This window comes from Mycobacterium sp. 4D054 (genome assembly GCF_052245755.1).
Taxonomy (GTDB): Bacteria; Actinomycetota; Actinomycetes; order Mycobacteriales; family Mycobacteriaceae; genus Mycobacterium.
In genome coordinates this window covers 1-20,192 of record NZ_JBQQCF010000067.1, presented here as the reverse complement: position 1 = coordinate 20,192, position 20,192 = coordinate 1, and the positions used below count along the sequence as shown (strand labels likewise).

Here is a 20,192-nt window from a genome sequence, read left to right as displayed (position 1 = left end):
CCTGCGGGTGGTCGACGGGCGGGCGTCCTAGGTTCGCACCCGGCCGGACCGGCCGCCGACGAAGAATGAGCCGACCAGCACCACCAGGCCGACGACCGCGACCGGGATCGCCCACGAGCGCCGCGACGACAGCGCCGACTCACACGAGGCGGCGTAGTCGGTATGCGGGACGATCTCGTTGAGCACCGGCAGGTTGGCCAGATTGCCGCTGTCGGCGTCGCGGGCCTCCGACAGATCGGCGGCGATGCCGTTGCCGCATCCGATGCTGCCCTCGGGTCCGGGGATCGACACCGGCACCAGGAGCGCGATGACACCTGCCAGCAGCACCGCCACTCCAGCGATCATGATCAACCGTCGCACATTCATGCCCGCACTGATGCCCCAGTTCCCCGGCGCCGAAACAAGATCGATCATTTGTCGAGAGGGGACCGGGCTGGGCGGGGGACCGGTAAAGGTGCTTTCCTTGTCGGGTGATCGGGCATGGCCTTACCGTGCTGCTGGCCTTTCTGGCCGCGGTGTTCCTTGCTGTCGGCATCGTGGTGCGCCAGCGGGCGACCCTGGACGTGCCCGCCGAGGACGGGGTCAGTGCCGTGATGTTCCGGACTTTGCTGCGCCGGCCGCTGTGGTGGGCGGGCACCGCGGCCGCCGTCGCCGGCTTCGTCTTCCAGGCGCTGGCGCTGGCCAACGGGTCGCTGCTGCTGGTCCAGCCCATCCTGGTCTCGGCGCTGCTGTTCGCGCTTCCGCTCAGCGCCCGGCTGGCGCACCGGCGGGTCACCCGGGCCGAGTGGGCCTGGGCGGTGCTGCTCACCGCGGCGCTCGCGGTGTTCGTGGTGCTCGCCAAGGCCAGCCCCGGCGACTATGAGGCGTCGCTGTCGACTTCGGCGCTGGTGGCGGTGGTGTGCACGATCGCGGTGCTGGCGTGTGTGATCGTCGCGACCCGCGTCATCGGATGGATCCGCGCGGTGCTGCTCGCCGTTGCGGTCGGGGTGCTGTTCGGGGTGGTCGCGGTGCTGACGAAATTGGTCATGCACGTGCTGACACACGAGGGTCTGACGGCGGTGCTGACCACCCCGGTGCTCTATCTGCTGGGCCTGCTCGGTGTGGTGGCGACATTGCTGCAGCAGTCCTCCTTCCACGCGGGCTCGCTGCAGACCTCGGTGCCGACCATGCTGGTGCTCGAACCGATGGTCGCGGTGATCCTCGGGGCGGTGGTCCTCGGCGAGCATTTGAACGCCGACCGTTGGGACGCGATCGCGATCGCGGTGGCGACGGTGGCGATGGTGGCGGGCACGATCGCGCTGGGCCGCGACGAGGGCGCCTACGAGGAGATGCTGGAAGCGGACAAGGCGGAAAACGCTCAGGCGGCTTCGGGCAGCGGATAGCCGCGGTCCCGGGCGACGTCGGCCAGCGCGGCGCGCAGCCTGGCGCGCCCGCGGTGCAGCCGGGACATCACGGTGCCGAGCGGGGCGTGGGTCAACTCGGCGATCTCCCGAAACTTGCGGCCCTCCACGTCGGCGTAATACACCGCGGTGCGGTACTTCTCCGGCAGCGCGCGCATGGCCGCGGCGATCACAGGGTCGGGCGTGTGGGCCAGCACGACCTCCTCGGTGGATTCCGGGGCGTTGCCGCGCCTGCCGTGCCGCAGCAGCTGACCGTCGGTGAACTCGTCGGTGAACTGGAGCCCTGGCCTGCGCTGTTGTCTGCGGTAGGCGCTGATGTGGGTGTTGAGCAGAATCCGGTACAGCCAGCCGGCGAGATTGGCTCCGTCGCCGAGGGGGTCGAGGGTGTCGAGGGTGCGGAAACTGCCGAACGCCGCATAGGCCTTGGCCGCCGTTTCCTGGAGCAGGTCTTCGGCGTCGGCGTGGTCTCGAGTCAGGGTGAACGCGTGCCGGTACAGACCGGCGATCAGCGGTATCGCCTCACGTTCGAAACGGTCGGTGAGCGGGTCGTCCTCTGGGGTGTCGGGCATGCTTCGACTCTCCCGATGCGGCGCCCCCGCGTCTGCCCGGCTGGCCTCCAAAACGGGTGCGGAGAACCGCACCGCACGCTACCGGTTAACCCCCATACCAGGACGCCCAGCGTCGGATCTCGACGCTGATCACCGGTCCGTCGAGCTCGACGCGCCGGTATTGGGGGTACTTGGCGCGCAGCAGCGCGTAGCCGGTGGCCATCTCCACGCCGCTGTGGTGAATGGTCGCGACGCCGTCCGCGCGCACCCACCACAGCCGGGACCAGTCTTCGTCGTAGTGCTGGACCAGCAGGCTGACCGCCGGGTTGTTCTCGATGTTGACCAGCCGGCGCAGCCGCTGCGTCGACTTCGGCTTCGCGTCGATCGCGGTGTACAGGATGTCCTGGCGGTGCTCGGGCATCGCGAACACCACCGGCACCAGGTGGGGCACCGCGTCGAGGCCCGCGGTCGCCAGCATCGCCACCGGCGCGCCGGCAAATGCGGCAGTAACGTCACGGTCGTCGGATTCCGCCATCGTCCCAGGGTAGGGTGCGCAGAGCTGGTCCGATTCGTTCACTGCGGAGTCGCGGGGCGGTAACCGCTGAGCCACTGCGCAGCCTCCTGCTCATCGGAAGGTTCGGCAATGAACACCGCACGCAACACCTCCCGGCCGTTGGCCCGGTTCCTCGCCGTCGCCGCGTCGGTGCTGCTGGCCGGCGGCGCTGTGGCCTGTGCGCCACCGGAGAAGGACAGCTCGAACGCCCAGACCGAGTCGGGGGTGAACGCCGCCGAGGCCACCTCGGCAGCGGATTTCGGCGGCATGGAGGGCCTCGTCGAGGCCGCCAAGGCCGAGGGCGAGCTCAATGTGATTGCGCTGCCTCCGGATTGGGCCAACTACGGCGCGATCATCACGGCGTTCTCCGACAAGTACGGCATCAAGGTGAACTCGGCGCAGCCCGACGCGTCCAGTCAGGACGAGATCAACGCCGCCAATCAGCAGAAGGGCCGCAGCACCGCGCCCGACGTCTTCGACCTCGGCCAGTCGGTGGCTCTGGCCAACACCGCGATGTTCGCGCCGTACAAGGTCGAGAAGTTCGACGACATCCCCGCGGCGTTCAAGGACGCCGACGGCACCTGGGTCAACGACTACGGCGGCTATATGTCGATCGGTTTCGACTCCTCCACGGTGCCGCCGGTGACCAGCGTCAACGACCTGCTCAAGCCCGAGTACCGGGGCAAGGTGGCGCTCAACGGCGACCCGACGCAGGCCGGCGCGGCGTTCTCCGGTGTGCTGATGGTGGCGCTGTCGCAGGGCGGTTCGGCCGACGACATCGCTCCCGGGGTCGAGTTCTTCCGCAAGCTCAAGCAGGCCGGTAATTTCCTGCCCGTCGACCCGACACCGGCCACCATCGAATCCGGCCAAACCCCGGTGGTGATCGACTGGAACTACACCAACTCCGCCGAGACCAAGAAGCTGCCGTCGTGGACGGTGCTGGTGCCGCCGGACAACGTTGTGGCCGGGTACTACTACCAGGCGATCAACAAGGACGCGCCGCACCCGGCGGCCGCGCGCCTGTGGCAGGAGTTCCTGTACAGCGACGAGGGACAGAACCTGTTCGCCCAGGGTGGCGTTCGCCCGGTGCGGGCCGACAACATGCTCGCCGACGGCACGCTGGACGCGGCGGTGGCCGCGGCGCTGCCGGTGGTGAGCGGACCGGTGACCGTGCCGACGCCCGAGCAGACCGAGGCGGCCTCGAAGTACCTGGCGGAGAACTGGGCCGCCGCGGTCGGCTGAGCGTACGCCCGTGGGTCTTGCACGCCGACTGCGTGATTCGCTGCCGCTGCTGCCGTTCCTGACCGTGGTGGTGATCTTCCTGATCATCCCGACGGTCACGGTGGTGGTGGGGGCGGTGTACGCCGATGGGGTGTTCAGCCTGGACCGCATCGCCGCGCTGTTCACCGGCACCGCGCTGTCGGCGCTGCGGGACAGCGTGCTGCTGTCGGGCGCCACCGCACTGCTCGGCGCGTTCGGGGGCGCGGCGCTGGCGTGGCTGATCGTCAGCAGTCCGCCGACCTCGATGGTGCGTCGGACCGTGCTGTCCCTGTGCAGCGTGCTGGCCCAGTTCGGCGGTGTGGCACTGGCGTTCGCGTTCCTGGCCACCGTGGGGCTGAACGGGGTGCTCACGCTGTGGGTGCAGCAGGTGTTCGGGTTCAACCTGGCCGGCTCGGGCTGGCTCTACAGTCTGAGCGGATTGATCCTGGTGTACACCTACTTCCAGATCCCGCTGATGGTCATCGTGTTCGTCCCGGCGCTGGAGGGGCTGCGGGAGCAGTGGCGCGAAGCCGCTGTCAGCCTCGGCGCGTCGACGTGGGCGTACTGGCGTGAGGTGGCGCTACCGCTGCTGACGCCGGCCTTCCTGGGCTCGGCTCTGTTGTTGTTCGCCAACGCTTTTGCCGCCTACGCCACCGCCGCGGCGCTGGTCAGCCAGGGCAGTCCGATCCTGCCACTGCTGATCCGTGCGTCGCTGGTCAGCGAGGTGGTGCTCGGGCAGGCCGGGTTCGCCTACGCCCTGGCGCTGGAGATGATCGTCGTGGTTGCCGTGGTGATGGCCGCCTACAACCTGTTGGTGCGCCGTAGTTCCCGGTGGTTGTCATGAGGACCCGGTCTTGAAAGCCGCTGTGCGTGGGGCACTGTGGGTGATGTTCGGGTTGTTCTTTCTGTTTCCGCTGTACGCGATGGCCGATTTCTCCACCCGCAACCTGCTTTCCGACGGGCGGACCTGGCAGGCGTGGGCCAATCTGATCGCCGACGAGACGCTGTACCAGGCGATCGTGGTGTCACTGCTGCTGGCGGTGCTCACTGTGGCCGCGATGCTGATGCTGCTGGTGCCGACGATGATCTGGGTTCGGCTGCGCGCGCCATGGGCCAGGGGCCTGGTCGAGTTTCTGTGCCTGCTGCCGTTGACGATTCCGGCGCTGGTGATCGTCGTCGGCCTGCGCAACGTGTATCTGTGGGTGACGTACTTCCTCGGCGAGTCCGCGCTGACGCTGACGTTCGTCTACGTGATCATCGTGCTTCCGTTCGCGTACCGGGCCATCGACGCGGCGCTGTCGGCGATCGATCTCCGCACGCTCTCGGAGGCCGCCAGATCGCTGGGGGCGGGCTGGTTGTCGACCATAGTGCGCGTGGTGGTGCCCAACATCTGGTCGGGAATCCTGTCGGCCGCCTTCATCTCGATCGCGGTGGTGCTGGGCGAGTACACCATCGCGTCGTTGTCGGGCTACCAGACACTGCAGGTGCAGATCGTGCTGATCGGCAAGAGCGACGGCCCCACCTCGGTGGCGGCGTCGCTGGCGACGTTGCTGTTCGGTTTCGCGCTGCTGCTGATCCTGTCGCTGGTGACCAGAGGCCGACGCAACGTGGGAGTGACCGTATGAGTGGAGTCGCCGTCCAGCTCGACGAGCTGACCCGGGTGTACGGGCAGACCCGTGCGCTCGACGGCCTGACGTTGCACATCGAGCCCGGCGAGCTGGTCGCACTGCTGGGCCCGTCCGGGTGCGGGAAGACCACCGCGTTGCGGATTCTCGCCGGACTCGACGAGGCGACGTCGGGCACCGTGTCGGTCGGCGGCGTCGATGTCAGCCGGGTGCCGGCGAATAAGCGCGATATGGGCATGGTGTTCCAGGCTTACAGCCTGTTCCCTCACCTGACGGTGCTCGACAACGTCGCGTTCGGACTGAAGATGCGTGGAAAAGGCAAGCGGGACAGGTTGTCCCGTGCGGCCGACATGCTTGACCTGGTGGGTCTGGGGGAGCTGGGAGGGCGTTACGCCAAGGAACTGTCGGGCGGGCAGCAGCAGCGCGTCGCGTTGGCCCGGGCGCTGGCGATCCAGCCGCGGGTGCTGCTGCTTGACGAACCGCTGTCGGCGCTGGACGCCAAGGTCCGCACCCAGTTGCGGGACGAGATCCGCAGGGTTCAGCTCGAAGTCGGCACGACGACGTTGTTCGTGACCCACGACCAGGAGGAGGCGCTCGCAGTCGCCGACCGGGTCGGCGTGATGAACCAGGGCCGGCTCGAGCAGCTGGCCGCCCCCGCCGAGCTGTACGCGAACCCGGCCACACCGTTCGTCGCCGATTTCGTCGGGCTGAACAACAAGGTGCCCGCCACGGTGTCCGGTGGCACCGCCCAGGTGTTCGGGGTGTCGGTGGCCGCGCTGCCCGGTTCCGTCGACGGCGAGGGGGTGGCGATGGTGCGTCCCGAGTCGGTGACCGTCACCGCCGACCCCGCCGGCGCGGCGACCGTCACCTCGGTGTCGTTCCTCGGCGCGATCTCGCGGGTGCATCTTGCGCTGCCGGGCGGGGCCACGGTCAGCGCTCAGATGGCCAGCTCGGCGGCGCGGGCGTTCGCCCCGGGCGACCCGGTGGCCGTGGGCCTGGAGGAGAGCTCGGAACGCGGCGGCGTGCTGGTCACCCGTCCTTGACGGGTTCGGGTCGGCGCCGAAGTCTCACCCGCACCAGGTATCCACGTTTGGCAGCGAAAGTTCGAGTGCAGGCCTGCACAACGTGGATTTCTGTGGCGGATGGTGCCTGCGTTCACCCTTGAGCGGGTCAGACGTCCTTGACGGGATCGATGCCGAGATCGCGGTAGGTGACCAGCGCGTGGAACGGCACGTTGCGCCTGGCGAAGCGCGCCGCCGCGACGTCGCCGCGGTCGACCATCGGGATCACCCCGGTGACCACCACGCCGAGCGGGGCGATGCGTTCCAGCGCGAGCTCGGTCGAGCCGCCGGTGCTGATCACATCGTCGACGAGCAGCACCCGCATGCCTGGCTGCAGCCGGGTGCCCTCGACCCACTGCTCCCTGCCGCGTGTCTTCTGTTCCTTGCGCACCGAGAACCACGCCTTGCCGGTGACCATCGCGACGCCGTGCGCCAGCGGGTCCGCGCCCATGGTCAGGCCGCCGACGGCGTCGAACTCGATGCCGTTGGCCGCGGCGAGGTCGGCGACCGCCCGGGACACGATCGCCAGTCGCTCACCGGTGTCGACGGCGTACTTACCGTCGATGTAGTCGTGGCTGAGCTGACCGCTGGCGAGCTTGAACGGTTCCTCGCGCCGTTCGTGGCCGCGGGTGCGGATCAGCTCGAACGCGGCCTGCCAGCTCTGCGGGCGGTCGTCTCCGGTCGGCATGTGTCAGTCTCCTCGGGCCCGTCGTGTCAACTCGACAGCGGCGGAACGCAATTGGTCGATGGAATCGATCGGCCCGGCATAGCCGACGCGGGTGTAGGCCATGCCGCGCGGCGTATCCAGCCGCAGATCGAGGCCGTAGCGGTCGGCGGCGGTGCACGTCGCCGCCACCGCGTCCGGGTATCCGCCCAGGGTCCGTGCCATCGCGACGAGCGAGTCGGGGTGGTCGGCGTTGAGGTGGGCGATCGCGCCGGCGGCGTGCGGGGCGATCGGGTCGGGCCGGGCCGCCGTGTACTCCGCACCGGTGGTGGAGTCCATCCGGCCGTAACCGCCGACCCAGCGCACTCGGGCCACCCGCAGCACCCACAGCGTGAAGTCGCTGTAGTCGATGTAGTACCTGGCGGCGTCGACGGCGCTCAGATGGGCTTGCCGCGCGGCGTCGCGTTCGGCTCCCTCCGGAGCCTCGACGCGTCCGGCCAGCGTGATCCGGGCGCTGGCCAGCGGATCGGCCTCGGTGGTGGGGGCGGTGATCGCGAGGCTCGCCCGCGGGTCGGCGGCCAGGTTGCGGCCGTGTTCGGCAAGGTTGGACACGCAGAGCACCGGGGCGCCGTCGAGCAGGCCGTAGGTGACGAACGACGCCCACGGGTCGCCCTCGCGGGTCAGCGTCGCCAGCGTGCCGGTGTTGGTTGACGCCGCGATGGTGCGGGCCTCCTCGGCCGCCGACGGGCGCGCGGGATTGGCAGGTTCGGTCAGCGGGGGCGCGACGGTGGGCGCATCACCCGGGTCACCGTGGTCACGTGTGGGGCCGGTGGACGTCACGACGGCACCCTATCCTGCCCGCACCGTCCAGGGGCACACGTCATCGGACCTACCCGCTTGTGCCGATGTGAGAGAATTGCAGGCGAATTCGTCCTTCGTGAACACAACGAAATCCTCCGGAGATGGAGGCGCCATGGCCGGGCCCGCACTGCGAACCTTCACGGTCGCCGGCGTGCTGACCGCCACCGCTGTCTTCGGCGGCGTGATCGCGGTGCCGGTCGCCGCGCAGCCGTCCGACTCCGACGGCTCCAGCCAGAGCGCCGACGGTCCCGACAGCGGGTCCGACCCCACCGACGGCGGCACCGGGGGCGATACCGGAAGCGATGACGACGGCGGGAGTTCGAGCGAACCGGAGGCGCCCGCCGAACCGACCCAGGGCTTGCCCGACGACGAACCCGAACAGATCGAGCCGACCCGGATCGTCGAATCCGATCCGGGCGCAGGCACCGGCGGTTCCCGGCAGTCGGAGTCGGTGGTCGAGAGCCCGCGGCCGGCCCCGTCGTTCCGGCTGCCGGCGCCCGAGCGCAACGCGATCAAGCTGCCGTTCGTCAGGCTGCCCGCCGCCGGGGAGATCCCGATGGGCAGCTGGCCCACGCCGTCGACGTTCTACACGACGGTGGAGATCCCGGTGCCGACGCTGACCGAGTTCCTGCGCGCGCTACAGGTCGTTCCGGCCCCTGCGCCGCCGCCCGGGCCGGCGTTCCGCACCCAGGAGGAGGCGCCTGTCGCCGACGCGACCACCGGAACCACCACCGGTGGTGGCGGCGGCGGGGCGGGCGGCGCGTACCCGGAGGCGGTCGTGTTCCGGGCGCCGTTGGTGACCGTGCCGCGGGCCGGCACCCTGGCCGGGAAGCCGCTGCGGCCGGCACCGCAGGCGCCGGGCGCGACCGCCGCCCCCAACGTCACCGCTCCCGGCGTCGCCGGGGTGCGGACCCCGACGATCCGGGGCTCGGTGCCGCCCACACCCGGGGCGACGGTGGCACCGCCGGCCGTCCCGGCCGGCGGACAGGCTCCCCGGCTGGGCGCCAACCCGCGCGGCGTGACCAACCCGACCGTCGCTCAGATCGCGGCGGTCGCACTGCCCGGGGTGGCCGGCTTGATGTTCCTGACGTTCAGCGGCGGCGTGATCGGCTACCGACAGGCCAACAGCACCCGGTTCGTGCGAACCGCAGGAGCGGAGCGCTTCCTGCCTTAGCCCGGCTCGCGCGGTGATTCCTTTCGCGCCGTGCTGGGTAGGTTTCACACCATGACGCTGGCATTCGGCGATTGGATCGTTGACCGCCGCTGGTACGCCGGCCGCAGCCGCAAACTCGCGTCGGTCGTGCCCGCCACGGTGACCCCACTCGAAGATGACCTGGAGCATGTGCTGCTCGACGTGACCTACAGCGACGGCACCGGCGAGCGCTACCAGTTGCTGGTGCGGTGGGTGGACGGCCCGGCCGCGCCGGGGTTCCTCGACCCGGCGGCGGTGATCGGCACGGTGTCGGGTGCCGGCGGACAGCGCACGGCCTATGACGCGCTGTTCGACCCGGAAGCCGCCCGCCGTCTGCTGCGACTGATCGACACCTCCGCGACCGTCGCAGACCTGCGGTTCACCCGCGAGACCGATGCGGTGCTGCCGGTGCACGCGCCGCCCAAGGTGTCGAGCGCCGAGCAGAGCAACACCAGCGTGATCTTCGGAAAAGAGGCCATGCTGAAGGTGTTCCGGCGGGTCACCCCCGGGATCAACCCCGACATCGAACTCAACCGGGTGCTGGCCCGCGCCGGTAATCCGCACGTCGCGACGCTGCTCGGCTCGTACGAGACGTCGTGGGCCGGGCCGGGGACCGAACCGTCGGCGTTGGGCATGGTGGCCGCGTTCGCCGCGAACAGCGCCGAGGGCTGGGACATGGCCACGGCCAGCACCCGTGAGTTGTTCGCCGACGAGGTCGGCAGTGACTTCGCCGACGAGTCCTACCGGCTGGGCGAGGCGGTGGCCTCGGTGCACGCCACGCTGGCCGAGACACTGGGCACCTTCACCGTGCCGTTTCCCGTCGATTCCGTGCTGGCACGGTTGGCGTCGGCGGCGCGGGCCGCCCCGGAGCTGGCCGACCACGTGCCGGCGATCGAGGAGCGCTACCGTGCGTTGTCAGGGCAGCAGGTGCCCGTGCAGCGAGTGCACGGCGACCTCCATCTCGGCCAGGTGTTGCGCACGCCGGAGAGCTGGCTGCTGATCGACTTCGAGGGCGAGCCCGGTCAGCCGCTCGACGAGCGCAGGCGGCCGGATTCGGCGCTGCGCGACGTCGCCGGAATGCTGCGGTCGTTCGAGTACGCGGCCTCGCAGCGGTTGGTGGAGCTGGAGCCCGGCGCGGACGCCGACGGCCGACTGGCCGGCATCGCGCGCAACTGGGTGGACCGCAACAGCGCGGCGTTCTGCGCCGGGTATGCCGCCGTCGCCGGCATCGATCCGCGTGACCACGGGGCGGTGCTCGCGGCCTACGAACTGGACAAGGCGGTCTACGAAGCGGCATACGAGGCCCGCTTCCGGCCGTCGTGGCTGCCGATCCCGATGCGGTCCATCGCGCGCATCCTGAGCTGAGCGCCAGGCTGGCAGCCGTGGTCACCGGGTAGGGCGCCGCCGCTCTACGGCTCCTACACCCGGCCCGCCCGGCCGGTGGGCATGCGGGACAACCCGCTGCCCGCGCGGTGGCCACGGCTGCAACAGCACGATCAAGTTAACACAGCGCCAGGCAAATCCGGGTTGACTCGGCCGAGCTAAGCGTGGTGGCGCGCAACGGCTTTCATCTGAAGTTCGGCTCGGCCCGCAACACCAGCACCGTCCTGGCCGGAACCGGCAAGGTGGCACCGGCCTGGTGGGAGGTGCCCGGCTCCGGGGCGACGGCGGCAACCGAGGACACCACCGGCTCCCAGGACGCGGCAAACTCGTTGGGCGGTAACGTGAAATCGATAGGCTCGTGGTGGGCGTTGAAGAACAGCAGGAACGAGTCGTCGACAACGCGCTGGCCCCTGGCGTCCATGTCGGGGATTCCGTGCCCGTTCAGATACACCGCGACCGATTTCGCGAAGCCGGAACCCCAGTCTTCACCTGTCATCTCGGTGCCGTCGGGCGTGAACCAGGCGATGTCGGGCAGGCCTTCCTGGCCGCGCCGACCTACCGGCTTGCCGCTGAAGAAGCGCCGACGCCGGAAGACCGGGTGTTCGGCCCGCAGTTGCGACACCGCTCGGGTGAACTCCAGCAGGTCGGTGTCGACGTTGCTCCAGTCGATCCAGGTGATCTCGTTGTCCTGGCAGTAGCCGTTGTTGTTGCCGCCCTGGGTGCGGCCGAGTTCGTCACCGTGACAGATCATCGGGACACCCTGAGACAACAGCAGCGTGGTCAGGAAATTGCGCTGCTGCTGTGAGCGCAGCGCCAGGATCTCCGGATCGTCGGTGGGACCCTCGACCCCGCAGTTCCACGACCGGTTGTGGCTCTCGCCGTCGTTGTTGTCCTCGCCGTTGGCCTCGTTGTGTTTCTCGTTGTACGAGACGAGGTCGCGCAGGGTGAAGCCGTCGTGGGCGACGACGAAGTTGATCGACGCGACCGGCCGGCGCGCGGTGCGTTCGTACAGGTCGGCTGAGCCGGTGAGACGGTAGGCGAACTCGTCGAGGGTGGCCGGCTCGCCGCGCCAGAAGTCGCGGACGGTGTCGCGGTATTTGCCGTTCCACTCGGTCCACTGCGGCGGGAAGTTGCCGACCTGGTAACCACCGGGGCCGACGTCCCACGGTTCGGCGATCAACTTGACCTGGCTGACGGTCGGGTCCTGCTGAACGAGTTCGAAGAAGGTGGCCAGCCGGTCCACTTCGTAGAACTCGCGCGCCAAGGTGGAGGCCAAGTCGAAGCGGAAGCCGTCGACATGCATCTCGGTGACCCAGTACCGCAGCGAATCCATCAGCAGCTGCAGCGTGTGCGGGTGGCTGACATTGAGGCTGTTGCCGGTCCCGGTGTAGTCCATGTAGTAGCGCTTGTCGTCGTCGACGAGGTGGTAGTACGCGGCGTTGTCGATGCCGCGCATGGACAACGTCGGGCCCATGTGGTTGCCCTCGGCGGTGTGGTTGTAGACGACGTCGAGGATGACCTCGATGTTGGCCTCATGCAGGGCGCGGACCATCGCCTTGAACTCCTGCACCTGCCCGCCGGGATTCGGGTTCGAGCTGTACTTGGCGTCGGGGGCGAAGAAACCGATGGTGTTGTAGCCCCAATAGTTCGACAAACCCTTCTCGATCAGCGTCGAATCGTTGGCGAAGTGGTGCACCGGCATCAACTCGATGGCATTGACGCCCAGAGACGTCAGGTGTTCGATGATCGCCGGGTGCGCGACGGCGGCGTAAGTGCCGCGGATCTGGTCGGGGATGTCCGGGTGGGTCTGGGTGAGGCCCTTGACGTGCGCCTCGTAGATGACGGTGTCGGCGTACTCGTGGCGAGGCGGACGGTCCACTCCCCAGTCGAAGTACGGGTTGATGACGACCGACTTGGGCATGCTTGCCGCCGAGTCGTCGTCGTTGCGGCTGTCCGGATCACCGAAGTCGTAGCCGAACAGAGACTGATTCCAATCGAAGGTCCCGTCGATGGCCTTCGAGTACGGGTCGAGAAGCAGCTTGTTCGGGTTGCACCGCAGCCCATTGGCGGGGTCGTGCGGCCCGTAGACGCGGTAGCCGTAGCGCTGTCCCGGCTCGATGTTGGGGATGAACCCATGCCATACGAAACCGTCGACTTCGGGCAGCGTCACGCAGGCGGTCTGTTCGCCGTCGGCGTCGAACAGGCACAACTCGACCTTCTCGGCGGCCTCGCTGAACAACGCGAAGTTGGTGCCGGAGCCGTCATAGGTGGCACCGAGCGGGTAGGCCTTGCCCGGCCACAGCTCGAGCGGGATCGTGGTTCCCGGCGAGCCGGCGATTTGTGTCAAGTGGGCTCTCCTGAATTTGTGCGAGGTTCGGCGTTGGCGACGATAGGGGATGCCCACGCCACGGGCAGTGCAACCGTCGGCTGCCTCACACGGCCGCGACGCCGGCCGCGCGCAGTGCGTGGACGGCCTCGTCGGTGCTGTCGGGGGACACCCCGGCCGTCAGGTCCAGCAACACCCGCGTGGTGAAGCCGGCGGCGGCCGCGTCGGCGGCGGTGGCTTTCACGCAGTAGTCGGTGGCGATCCCGACCACGTCGACGGCGTCCACGTCGTGCGCCCGCAACCACTCGGCCAGCGTGGTGCCCTCGGCATCTGTGCCTTCGAACCCGCTGTAGGCGGCCGAGTGATGCCCCTTCTCGAACACCGCCTCGATCGGCGTGGTGTCCAGATCGGGATGAAACTCGGCGCCGGTGGTGTGCGCGACGCAGTGCACCGGCCACGTATCGACGTAGTCGGGGGTGTCGGAGAAGTGAGCGCCGGGATCGATGTGGAAGTCCTTGGTGGCGACCACGTGGTCATACCCCGGCCTCGCGGCGAGCAGGTCGGTGATGCCGCGTGCCACCGCCGCACCGCCGGTGACCGCCAGGGAGCCGCCCTCGCAGAAGTCGTTCTGCACGTCGACGATGATCAGTGCTCTACCTGATGGGCTGTCCGAGGTCACCTGTCCACGGTATCGTCGGCGGAATCGGCCCGCAGATGTGCGGTCAAAAGCAGGTGGTCGAACGTCGACCGGGGCGGCAGGACCTCCTCGTACACCAGCGCCCCGTAGTCGGAGAGCAATTGCTCGGCGAGCAGCCGGAGCTTGATATTCGTCTCCTGGGACCGCCAGCGCAGCAGTTCGAACGCGGCTTCAGAATCGACCCGGTAGATGAGCATCAGCATGCCCTTGACCTGTTCGATCACCGCGCGGTTCTCGGTGATCTCGGCCAGCGCCTCGGTCAGCATGGCCTTGGCCTGCGCGTCGGTCGGCGTCATGTCGACGTAGAACCCGTGCGTGCCGATCAGACGGCCGCCCCCGTCGAGGAGCTGGTCGCCGATCACCACGACCTCGTGGACGTCGCCGCGGGTGTCGATGATGCGGTGACGGGTGGAGAACGTCTGGTGCGTGCGGCGCACCTCGTCCAGCGTTGCCGCGACCTGCTGGCGGTCTTCGGGGTGCTTGTGCGACAGCACGAGTTCGGTCGTCGGCGTCACGGTCCCCGGCTCGTACCCGTGCAGGATCTGGACCTGCTCGGACCACTCCCAGCGCTCGTCGGCGAAGTAGAACCGGAACCAACCGACCCGCTGGGGCGCCCCGCTGACGAGCGCCTGTTCCAGAGAGTCCTCACTCGCCACGACCGAACCCTAACGTGAGAAGCTGCCTGCTCATCCGCCGAACAGCAGATACAGGCCGGTGAACGTGTAGCCCACCATCACCAGCATCATGGCGAGCTGACCGGTGAGCTGGTGCCGGGCGGGAAGCACCGCCAAAGCCTTGTCGTGGGCGGCGATCACCCCGGCGATGTGGCCGGTCACCACGAAGCCGACCTTCAGCGTGGCCAGCAGTGCCGGATGCATGGAGAGCACATACGCCACCTCGGCGTCGGTCTGGCCGAACAACCGGTACACCGTCTGCTGTCCCCGCTCCACCAGATAGGTCAGGTAGTGGGCGAAGACGTAGCCGATGACGATCGGGATCAGCGAATGTGCCAGCAGCCCCGGCAGTTCCCGGCGGGTGCGGGCGTCGACGCCTCCGGTGCAGCGGGCCGCGGCGGTGAAGGTCAGCGCGACGATGCCGACGAACAACGCCAGCCCGGCGGTGCGCACCCCGGTCGCGGCCAGGTCCGAGCCGGTCATGTCGTCGACGAACCCGCGGAACATCGGGGTCGCCGAGAAGCTGTCGTACGCGGTGGATCCGAGCAGCACCGACAGCACGGCGACGACGCCGGGCCGCACCGGCAGCGTCAGCAGGTGGTCGAACGGATTGCCGATCGCGATGCGCCCGTCGGGATTCCGGCGCAGCGGTGACAGGCGCGACGCGACCACGCTGTACACCTCGAAGGGGTCGGCGTTGGCGCACCAGCGGGTGCCGCAGCAGAAGGCGCCGATGATCGTGACCGCGAGGTACACCGCAAGCCACAGCCGGATCGCGCCGAGCGAACCCGGGTCGGGGCTGGCCAATTCGAGCCACACGAAGGCGAAAAGGCCGGCCGCGGCAGGCCAGTACCCGAGCGCGGCGGGATACGTCGCGCCCAGCGATCGGCGCCCGGTGACCAGGTGCAGCGCGCGCACCGGCGACAGCACCCGCCAGACGGGGCCGAACAACACCGACAGCGCCACCAGCCCGACCCACAGCAGCACGTAGAACACGCCGGGCAGCGCGTTGTCGGCGGTCTGCGGGCCGAGATAGGTTGCGGCGCCGACCCATCCGGTGAGAAGCAGGGCCACGGCGGCAAGCAGCCGGCGTGTCACCGGCGCGTCGACCGCGCGGGTGAGCCACGGCGGCAACGGCCGTCCCGGTTTCGTTGCGGAGAACCGGGGTTTGCGCCACGCCAAGGCCACCACGGCGAAGGTGAACGTCAGTGCCCACGCGGCGCCGATGAGGGCATAGGTGAACGGGATCGGCAGGTCGGCCGAACCGCCCAGGCCGTGGGCCAGCAGTTGTGCGCTCACTGCGGCAGGCTCACCGCACCTGGATCGTCGCGATCGTCTTGTGCAGAGTGTGCAGTTCGACGTCCACGCGTCCGGGCACCTCAGCGGTGAACTGGAAGCTCTGGGCCGGGCCGATGCCGACGTCGAAGCTGTGCTCGGGTGTCGAGTGCACGTGCAGTTCGTCGGTGGCGTCGCTACTGACCCGGATGACGATCGGTTCATTGACCTTCGCCTGCAGCTGGGCGTTGGTCGGGTTCACCTCGCCGCCCGCGATCGTGACGTCGATGACGAGCTGCTCGGGCGGCGCCTGCGCGTCCGATGCCATCGGCGGTTCCGTCGCTGCGGAGCCGGAACTGGTTGCGCCGCTGTCGGAGTCGCTGGTTCCGGTGCACCCGGCGAGCAGCAGCGCCGCCACGCCGAGAGCAAGGACTCGATGTGGTGTCCGATGTGGTGTTGTCACGGTTCCTTGGTGTTGTCGGGTTTGCGCCGGTTCCTGGCGGCGATGTAGACGACCACACCGGCTACGACGATCGCCGGTGCGAACGCCGGCACGGCCAGCCAGATCGGGTGGTCGGCCAGCAGCACGACCTCGGGACTGCCGGTCATGACTGCGCGCTGGGTTGGAACTCCGCCTCGCTGCCACTGGGTTCACTGTTGTTGATTCGTCCAGCGCCCCAGGCGATTCCGGCGACCATGGCCAGGGTGCAGAACAGGACCACCAGGCAGCCGATCAACCACAGCGAGGCCGGGATGTCCGGGCTGCGTTCGCGCTGAAGGATGGTGATCTCCGAGACGAACGGGCGGGTGAACTGCGCCTCGGCGGGCACCTCTTCGGCGCCGATACCGGGATCGCCGGCCAGATAGATCGGCACCGCGGTCAGGGTGCGGCCGTCGTGCACCCGCAGCAGCGTCTTCCAGGTGCCCGACACCGGCATGGGCTGGGTGGAGACGTAGTGGCCGGGGCCGACCTTCTCCAACGGGTCGATGAACTGCCCGCGCTCGTTGGCCAGGCCACCCTGCCACCCGAGCACTGCGACCCAGTTCGGGTCGTCGCTGACGACGTCGGGCGGGTTGAATCGCACGTCGGCGGTGACGAAGCGGCCCTCGCCGGGCCCCTGGGCTTCGGTGAGCGTGACCTGCGCTGTCGCGTCCTGCGGTGTGGTGTAGCGCAGCCCGTTGGCAGCCGCGGCGCCGATGACCAGCACGGTCAACACGACCAGGCTGACGCCGATCGCGCGCCGCGGCAGGCGGCGCCCGGTGAGCACCATGCCGGCCATCGCACCGCATGCCCCGGTGAGGACGGCGACCGGGACGGCCATCCCGAGCGCTTCGGGCCAGATGCTCGTCGGCCAGGTCAGCGGGTAGACCGCGTTGATCCACAGCGACTCGAGCCACAGCCCGACCGTGGCGATGCCGAGCCCGCTGACCGCACCGAACACGATCGGGCGCTTGTACAGCGGAGTGAGGGCGACCAGTTCGACCACGACCGCCGCGCCCAGGTAGAGCGGGAACCAGTTGACCGGCGCATCGAGCACCGGCGCGACGAGGAAGGCGACGATGCCGCGCAGGCCGATCGCGATCACCGCGGCGATCAGCGCGGCGCCCTTCCCGAGGAAAATCCGGGCCATCACCAGCGCCAGGCCCGCGGCGGCGGCGATCAGCATCGGCTGGAACACCTGCCGGAACTGCGGGACACCGAAGTCGAACTCGATCTGGTACACCGAGGCGCCGATCAGCACACCGGCGAAGGCGAGGTACAGAACGAATCTCAGGCCGATGCCGTCGCGCGGCCGATCCGGGCCGACCGCCCGCCTGCCCTCGTACTCGAGGTAGGCCGCGGCCAGCGTGGAGAACCCGGCGCCGCCGATCATCATCAGGTGGGTCGGTCCCCACAGCGTGACGTCCTGGCCGAAGATGCGGTGCCAGATGTCGTCGAGCGGGAAGCCGAGCAGCGCATAGAGGCCGCAGCCGGCCATGACGATGCCACCGACCGGCGCGTACCAGTGGTCGGTGATCCGCACGGCGGCCGGTCCGGGCTTGTCGTACGGCAACACCATCGCGGTGCAGCCGGCCACGAAGATGCCGAACAGACCGATCAGGATGAAGTAGTGGGCGGGGTTGGCCAGCGCGCCGTCGTCGCGGCCGTTGCCGATGTGCAGGCTGACGTCCCAGATGAAGCCGAACAGCGCGCAGATGATCGACGCGGTGAACAGTGCGACCGGCAGCGCCACCCACGGCGGACGTTTGAACAGCCTCCCCGACCAGTCGGCCAGGGAGGCCAGCCAGGTGATCTTGTGACTGCGGTGCAGCCAGCCGATCCACAACAGCACCGCCGAGACGACTGCACCGGCCACCGTCAACAGGACGATCTCGTGGAGGGCGGTACCACCGCCTTCGTCGCCTCCCGACGTCTGGGCCAGAACGGTTATCGCTTGTGAAGGAAACTCCATCGTGATCCCATCCCGCGTACCGGACACCTATATGACTGGTCGGTAATGTTGCCAGAACTGCGTCACGTGAAACCAGGAGTACCGGGTTTGACGTGCCCGTTATTTCCGCGGTGGTCGAAGCACCTTCATCGCCATCTGCATCACCGGTGCGGGGATGCGGTCTTTCATCGAGAGCGCCGACGCGCCCATCTGCGTCCGCACTGGGGTGCCGCGGCCGAATATGCGGTTGATCGGGCCGCCCGTGGGTTCCAGGTCGACGTGCAGCGGCGGTTTGCCGTCCGCGGCGCCGAGCGCATTGGAGATCACGATGCGCTGGATCTCGCTGGTGCCCTCAAAGATGGTGTAGAGCTTGGCGTCCCGGTACCACTTCTCCACGGGGTGATCCTTGATGTAGCCCCACCCGCCCATGGTCTGGATCGCCCGCTCGGTGGCGCGGACTGCGAGCTCACTGGCCGCCAGCTTGGACATCGAGCCCTCGCCGCGTTCGAACGGCACCCCCGTCGCGGCCATCCAGGACGCGCGCCAGGTGAGCAGCCGCGCAGCGTCCAGCTCGGTCGCCAGATCGGCCAGCGGGAACGCGATGCCCTGGTTGTCGATGATCGGCGCGCCGAACGCCTCCCGCCGGTTGGCGTACTCGGTCATGTACTCCAGTGCGGCACGGGCGATTCCGAGCGCCTGCGCGGCCACCATCGGACGGGTCTGCTCAAAGGTACCCAGGGTGGCCGAGCCGGAATGGCGGGCGCCCTCGACCGCCTCGCGCGCGCGGGCAAGTTTGTGGTCCAGCTTCTCCTGACCGCCGAGCAGGTGATCGGCCGGCACCCGGACCCCGGTGAACTTGAGTTCCGCGGTGTGCGAGGCGCGGCACCCCAGCTTGTCGAGTTTGCGCACCATCTCCAGACCCGGAGTGCCCCCGGGGACGATGAAGAGCGCCTGCCCCTTGTGTCCGAGTTCCTGGTCGACGACGGCATTGACGACGTGGACGTTGGCGATGCCGCCGTTGCCGATCCACATCTTGTGGCCGTCGATGATCCAGTCGGCGTCGGCGCCCGGGCCGGCCCGCCGGGCGGTGGTGCGAAGGTTGCGCACGTCGCTGCCGCCCTCGGGTTCGGAGATCGCCAGCGCGGCGAGCTTCAGATCGCCAGGAGTGCCGAAACACTCTGGCGCCCACTGCAGCATCTGTTCGGGGGAGGCGGCCTGCCCGATGGCCGACAGCGCCAGCGCGGGCATCACCACCGCGAGGCCGATGCCGGCGCAGCCCCAGAACAGCTCCTCCATGAACATCGGCAGTGACAGACCGGTCGGGTCGCCGATCAGGTCTCGATAGAACAACGGGCTGTAGAAGCCGCGGGCCGCCGCTTCCTCAAGGACCGGCCACGGGAACTCCTGGCGCTGGTCGTACTCGGCGGCGACGGGACGGACCACCTGTTCGGCGAATTCATGGGTGCGGCGGGCGAGGTCATGCTGGGCGGCGGTCGGAGTGATGTCGAAGGCCACAGCTTTCCCCCCTTGATCGGCTTATCGTGGCGAGTACCCAACGTCGGCGAAAAATCCACCGCGGGGGAAGCGATGAAGATCGGACCGCTGCGCCTTCGGCAACGTGATGCGATCACGTGCGGGCCGACGGTGGCGGTGGTCGCCGGTGCGATGGTGGACCCGGCTTATCGGCTGTCGCTGACTGCGCCCGACGCCGTGGTGTGGTTTGCCGCCGAACAGGGTCGGGTGCACGCGTCGGTGAACCGGGTGTGGCCCAGGGCGTTGGGCACCACGCCGGTGGGGATGGCGCATGCCGTCACCTCGCACTGTCTGGGGCGCGGGGTGAGCTACCGGTGGCGCCCGTGGTGGGGGCGGCGGGACCGGTTGGCCGATGTGCTGGCGGCGGTGCGATCGGGGTGGCCGGTGGCGGTGCTGGTCGGCCGGATCGTGCCCCGGCACTGGGTGCTGATCGTCGACGTGGTCGACGACGTGCTGCAGTGCTACGAACCGTCGTCCGGAGACGTCCGCGGCGTCAAGGTCGATGCAGTGCGCCGGGCACGACTGACCGGGATGGGCTATCCGCGCCCGTTCGCGTTCGTGCTGCCGAAATAGGCGTTCGTGACGGTTGCGTCCAGCAGAGTGGTGTACGAGTCGGACCTGATCAGCGGTACCGGCGTGTCGTTGCCGAATGATTGAAGGTCATCGCGTGATTCTTCGAGAGACCCGTCAAAGTCACTCGAGCAAAGG

The 20,192-nt window shown here is 68.9% G+C and carries 21 protein-coding genes; 8 read left to right on the top strand and 13 right to left on the bottom strand.

Going from position 1 to position 20,192, the window contains the following annotated elements; all coding sequences use genetic code 11:
- Positions 1-27: 27 nt before the first annotated feature.
- Complete coding sequence (locus ACTWP6_RS27755) at positions 28-366, bottom strand: aminopeptidase (protein ID WP_260757857.1); 339 nt, start codon at positions 364-366, stop codon at positions 28-30.
- 104 nt (positions 367-470) lie between these two features.
- Between ACTWP6_RS27755 and ACTWP6_RS27750 the strand changes: the two genes are divergently transcribed.
- Positions 471-1,382 (top strand): DMT family transporter, encoded by a 912-nt coding sequence (locus tag ACTWP6_RS27750; protein ID WP_260755900.1) that lies wholly within the window; start codon positions 471-473, stop codon positions 1,380-1,382.
- Here the strand turns inward: ACTWP6_RS27750 and ACTWP6_RS27745 are convergent.
- Both ACTWP6_RS27745 and ACTWP6_RS27740 read right to left on the bottom strand, forming a co-directional pair.
- Positions 1,358-1,969, bottom strand: a complete 612-nt coding sequence (locus ACTWP6_RS27745) for a sigma-70 family RNA polymerase sigma factor (RefSeq protein ID WP_260755899.1) — start codon at positions 1,967-1,969, stop codon at positions 1,358-1,360. The genes ACTWP6_RS27750 and ACTWP6_RS27745 overlap by 25 nt on opposite strands.
- Before the next feature lie 85 nt (positions 1,970-2,054).
- A complete protein-coding gene (locus ACTWP6_RS27740; protein ID WP_260755898.1) occupies positions 2,055-2,483 on the bottom strand; it encodes a TIGR03668 family PPOX class F420-dependent oxidoreductase in 429 nt (142 codons plus the stop codon).
- Positions 2,484-2,591: 108 nt separating this feature from the next.
- Here ACTWP6_RS27740 and ACTWP6_RS27735 point away from each other — a divergent pair, with 108 nt between their 5' ends.
- Genes ACTWP6_RS27735 through ACTWP6_RS27720 form a run of 4 tightly spaced genes read left to right on the top strand, consistent with a single transcriptional unit; the run spans position 2,592 to position 6,429 of the window.
- The gene (locus ACTWP6_RS27735) at positions 2,592-3,743 is read left to right on the top strand and encodes an ABC transporter substrate-binding protein (RefSeq protein ID WP_260755897.1); all 1,152 of its coding nucleotides are present in this window, start codon (positions 2,592-2,594) and stop codon (positions 3,741-3,743) included.
- 10 nt (positions 3,744-3,753) lie between these two features.
- A complete protein-coding gene (locus tag ACTWP6_RS27730; protein WP_260755896.1) occupies positions 3,754-4,605 on the top strand; it encodes an ABC transporter permease in 852 nt (283 codons plus the stop codon).
- 43 nt (positions 4,606-4,648) lie between these two features.
- Positions 4,649-5,386 carry an ABC transporter permease gene (locus ACTWP6_RS27725; RefSeq protein ID WP_443189375.1) on the top strand — a complete coding sequence of 246 codons (738 nt, stop codon included), beginning with the start codon at positions 4,649-4,651 and terminating at the stop codon, positions 5,384-5,386.
- Positions 5,383-6,429, top strand: a complete 1,047-nt coding sequence (locus ACTWP6_RS27720) for an ABC transporter ATP-binding protein (RefSeq protein WP_260755895.1) — start codon at positions 5,383-5,385, stop codon at positions 6,427-6,429. Before ACTWP6_RS27725 ends, ACTWP6_RS27720 begins: the two co-directional genes overlap by 4 nt.
- A gap of 127 nt (positions 6,430-6,556) precedes the next feature.
- On the opposite strand, the gene ACTWP6_RS27715 is transcribed toward ACTWP6_RS27720, so the two are convergent.
- Both ACTWP6_RS27715 and ACTWP6_RS27710 read right to left on the bottom strand, forming a co-directional pair.
- Positions 6,557-7,135, bottom strand: a complete 579-nt coding sequence (locus tag ACTWP6_RS27715) for an orotate phosphoribosyltransferase (protein ID WP_260755894.1) — start codon at positions 7,133-7,135, stop codon at positions 6,557-6,559.
- Positions 7,136-7,138: 3 nt separating this feature from the next.
- Complete coding sequence (locus tag ACTWP6_RS27710) at positions 7,139-7,951, bottom strand: HugZ family pyridoxamine 5'-phosphate oxidase (protein WP_260755893.1); 813 nt, start codon at positions 7,949-7,951, stop codon at positions 7,139-7,141.
- Positions 7,952-8,084: 133 nt separating this feature from the next.
- On the opposite strand from ACTWP6_RS27710, the gene ACTWP6_RS27705 reads away from it, so the two are divergent.
- Positions 8,085-9,146: a hypothetical protein gene (locus ACTWP6_RS27705; protein WP_260755892.1), complete on the top strand. Its 1,062-nt coding sequence runs from the start codon at positions 8,085-8,087 to the stop codon at positions 9,144-9,146.
- A 51-nt stretch (positions 9,147-9,197) separates the two neighbouring features.
- Positions 9,198-10,529 carry a maltokinase N-terminal cap-like domain-containing protein gene (locus ACTWP6_RS27700; protein WP_260755891.1) on the top strand — a complete coding sequence of 444 codons (1,332 nt, stop codon included), beginning with the start codon at positions 9,198-9,200 and terminating at the stop codon, positions 10,527-10,529.
- 202 nt (positions 10,530-10,731) lie between these two features.
- Here ACTWP6_RS27700 and glgX read toward each other — a convergent pair whose 3' ends face one another.
- The 8 genes from glgX to ACTWP6_RS27660 all read right to left on the bottom strand — a co-directional run bounded on the left by glgX (position 10,732) and on the right by ACTWP6_RS27660 (position 19,466).
- Positions 10,732-12,894: a glycogen debranching protein GlgX gene (glgX, locus tag ACTWP6_RS27695; protein ID WP_260755890.1), complete on the bottom strand. Its 2,163-nt coding sequence runs from the start codon at positions 12,892-12,894 to the stop codon at positions 10,732-10,734.
- 85 nt (positions 12,895-12,979) lie between these two features.
- The gene (locus ACTWP6_RS27690; protein WP_260755889.1) at positions 12,980-13,552 is read right to left on the bottom strand and encodes an isochorismatase family protein; all 573 of its coding nucleotides are present in this window, start codon (positions 13,550-13,552) and stop codon (positions 12,980-12,982) included.
- Positions 13,549-14,226 carry a PAS and ANTAR domain-containing protein gene (locus tag ACTWP6_RS27685; protein ID WP_443189374.1) on the bottom strand — a complete coding sequence of 226 codons (678 nt, stop codon included), beginning with the start codon at positions 14,224-14,226 and terminating at the stop codon, positions 13,549-13,551. Before ACTWP6_RS27685 ends, ACTWP6_RS27690 begins: the two co-directional genes overlap by 4 nt.
- 30 nt (positions 14,227-14,256) lie before the next feature.
- On the bottom strand, positions 14,257-15,543 hold the full coding sequence (locus tag ACTWP6_RS27680; RefSeq protein WP_443189373.1) for a hypothetical protein: 1,287 nt from the start codon (positions 15,541-15,543) through the stop codon (positions 14,257-14,259).
- A 10-nt stretch (positions 15,544-15,553) separates the two neighbouring features.
- The gene (locus ACTWP6_RS27675; RefSeq protein WP_260755886.1) at positions 15,554-15,982 is read right to left on the bottom strand and encodes a hypothetical protein; all 429 of its coding nucleotides are present in this window, start codon (positions 15,980-15,982) and stop codon (positions 15,554-15,556) included.
- The gene (locus ACTWP6_RS27670) at positions 15,979-16,128 is read right to left on the bottom strand and encodes a hypothetical protein (protein ID WP_260755885.1); all 150 of its coding nucleotides are present in this window, start codon (positions 16,126-16,128) and stop codon (positions 15,979-15,981) included. The genes ACTWP6_RS27675 and ACTWP6_RS27670 overlap by 4 nt, the downstream gene beginning before the upstream one ends.
- On the bottom strand, positions 16,125-17,972 hold the full coding sequence (locus tag ACTWP6_RS27665; protein WP_443189372.1) for a hypothetical protein: 1,848 nt from the start codon (positions 17,970-17,972) through the stop codon (positions 16,125-16,127). Before ACTWP6_RS27665 ends, ACTWP6_RS27670 begins: the two co-directional genes overlap by 4 nt.
- Positions 17,973-18,071: 99 nt before the next feature.
- Positions 18,072-19,466 (bottom strand): acyl-CoA dehydrogenase family protein, encoded by a 1,395-nt coding sequence (locus ACTWP6_RS27660; RefSeq protein WP_443189371.1) that lies wholly within the window; start codon positions 19,464-19,466, stop codon positions 18,072-18,074.
- A gap of 72 nt (positions 19,467-19,538) precedes the next feature.
- On the opposite strand from ACTWP6_RS27660, the gene ACTWP6_RS27655 reads away from it, so the two are divergent.
- On the top strand, positions 19,539-20,057 hold the full coding sequence (locus tag ACTWP6_RS27655; protein WP_260755882.1) for a hypothetical protein: 519 nt from the start codon (positions 19,539-19,541) through the stop codon (positions 20,055-20,057).
- Positions 20,058-20,192: the final 135 nt, after the last annotated feature.

Bases quoted from the DNA above. Each gene is read 5' to 3' on its own strand.
- ACTWP6_RS27670 (WP_260755885.1), bottom strand. From the start codon at position 16,128: ATGACCGGCAGTCCCGAGGTCGTGCTGCTGGCCGACCACCCGATCTGG.
- ACTWP6_RS27720 (WP_260755895.1), top strand. From the start codon at position 5,383: ATGAGTGGAGTCGCCGTCCAGCTCGACGAGCTGACCCGGGTGTACGGG.
- ACTWP6_RS27665 (WP_443189372.1), bottom strand. From the start codon at position 17,972: ATGGAGTTTCCTTCACAAGCGATAACCGTTCTGGCCCAGACGTCGGGA.
- ACTWP6_RS27705 (WP_260755892.1), top strand. From the start codon at position 8,085: ATGGCCGGGCCCGCACTGCGAACCTTCACGGTCGCCGGCGTGCTGACC.
- ACTWP6_RS27655 (WP_260755882.1), top strand. From the start codon at position 19,539: ATGAAGATCGGACCGCTGCGCCTTCGGCAACGTGATGCGATCACGTGC.
- ACTWP6_RS27715 (WP_260755894.1), bottom strand. From the start codon at position 7,135: ATGCCGACCGGAGACGACCGCCCGCAGAGCTGGCAGGCCGCGTTCGAG.
- ACTWP6_RS27700 (WP_260755891.1), top strand. From the start codon at position 9,198: ATGACGCTGGCATTCGGCGATTGGATCGTTGACCGCCGCTGGTACGCC.
- ACTWP6_RS27740 (WP_260755898.1), bottom strand. From the start codon at position 2,483: ATGGCGGAATCCGACGACCGTGACGTTACTGCCGCATTTGCCGGCGCG.
- ACTWP6_RS27755 (WP_260757857.1), bottom strand. From the start codon at position 366: ATGAATGTGCGACGGTTGATCATGATCGCTGGAGTGGCGGTGCTGCTG.
- ACTWP6_RS27735 (WP_260755897.1), top strand. From the start codon at position 2,592: ATGAACACCGCACGCAACACCTCCCGGCCGTTGGCCCGGTTCCTCGCC.
- ACTWP6_RS27725 (WP_443189375.1), top strand. From the start codon at position 4,649: ATGTTCGGGTTGTTCTTTCTGTTTCCGCTGTACGCGATGGCCGATTTC.
- ACTWP6_RS27745 (WP_260755899.1), bottom strand. From the start codon at position 1,969: ATGCCCGACACCCCAGAGGACGACCCGCTCACCGACCGTTTCGAACGT.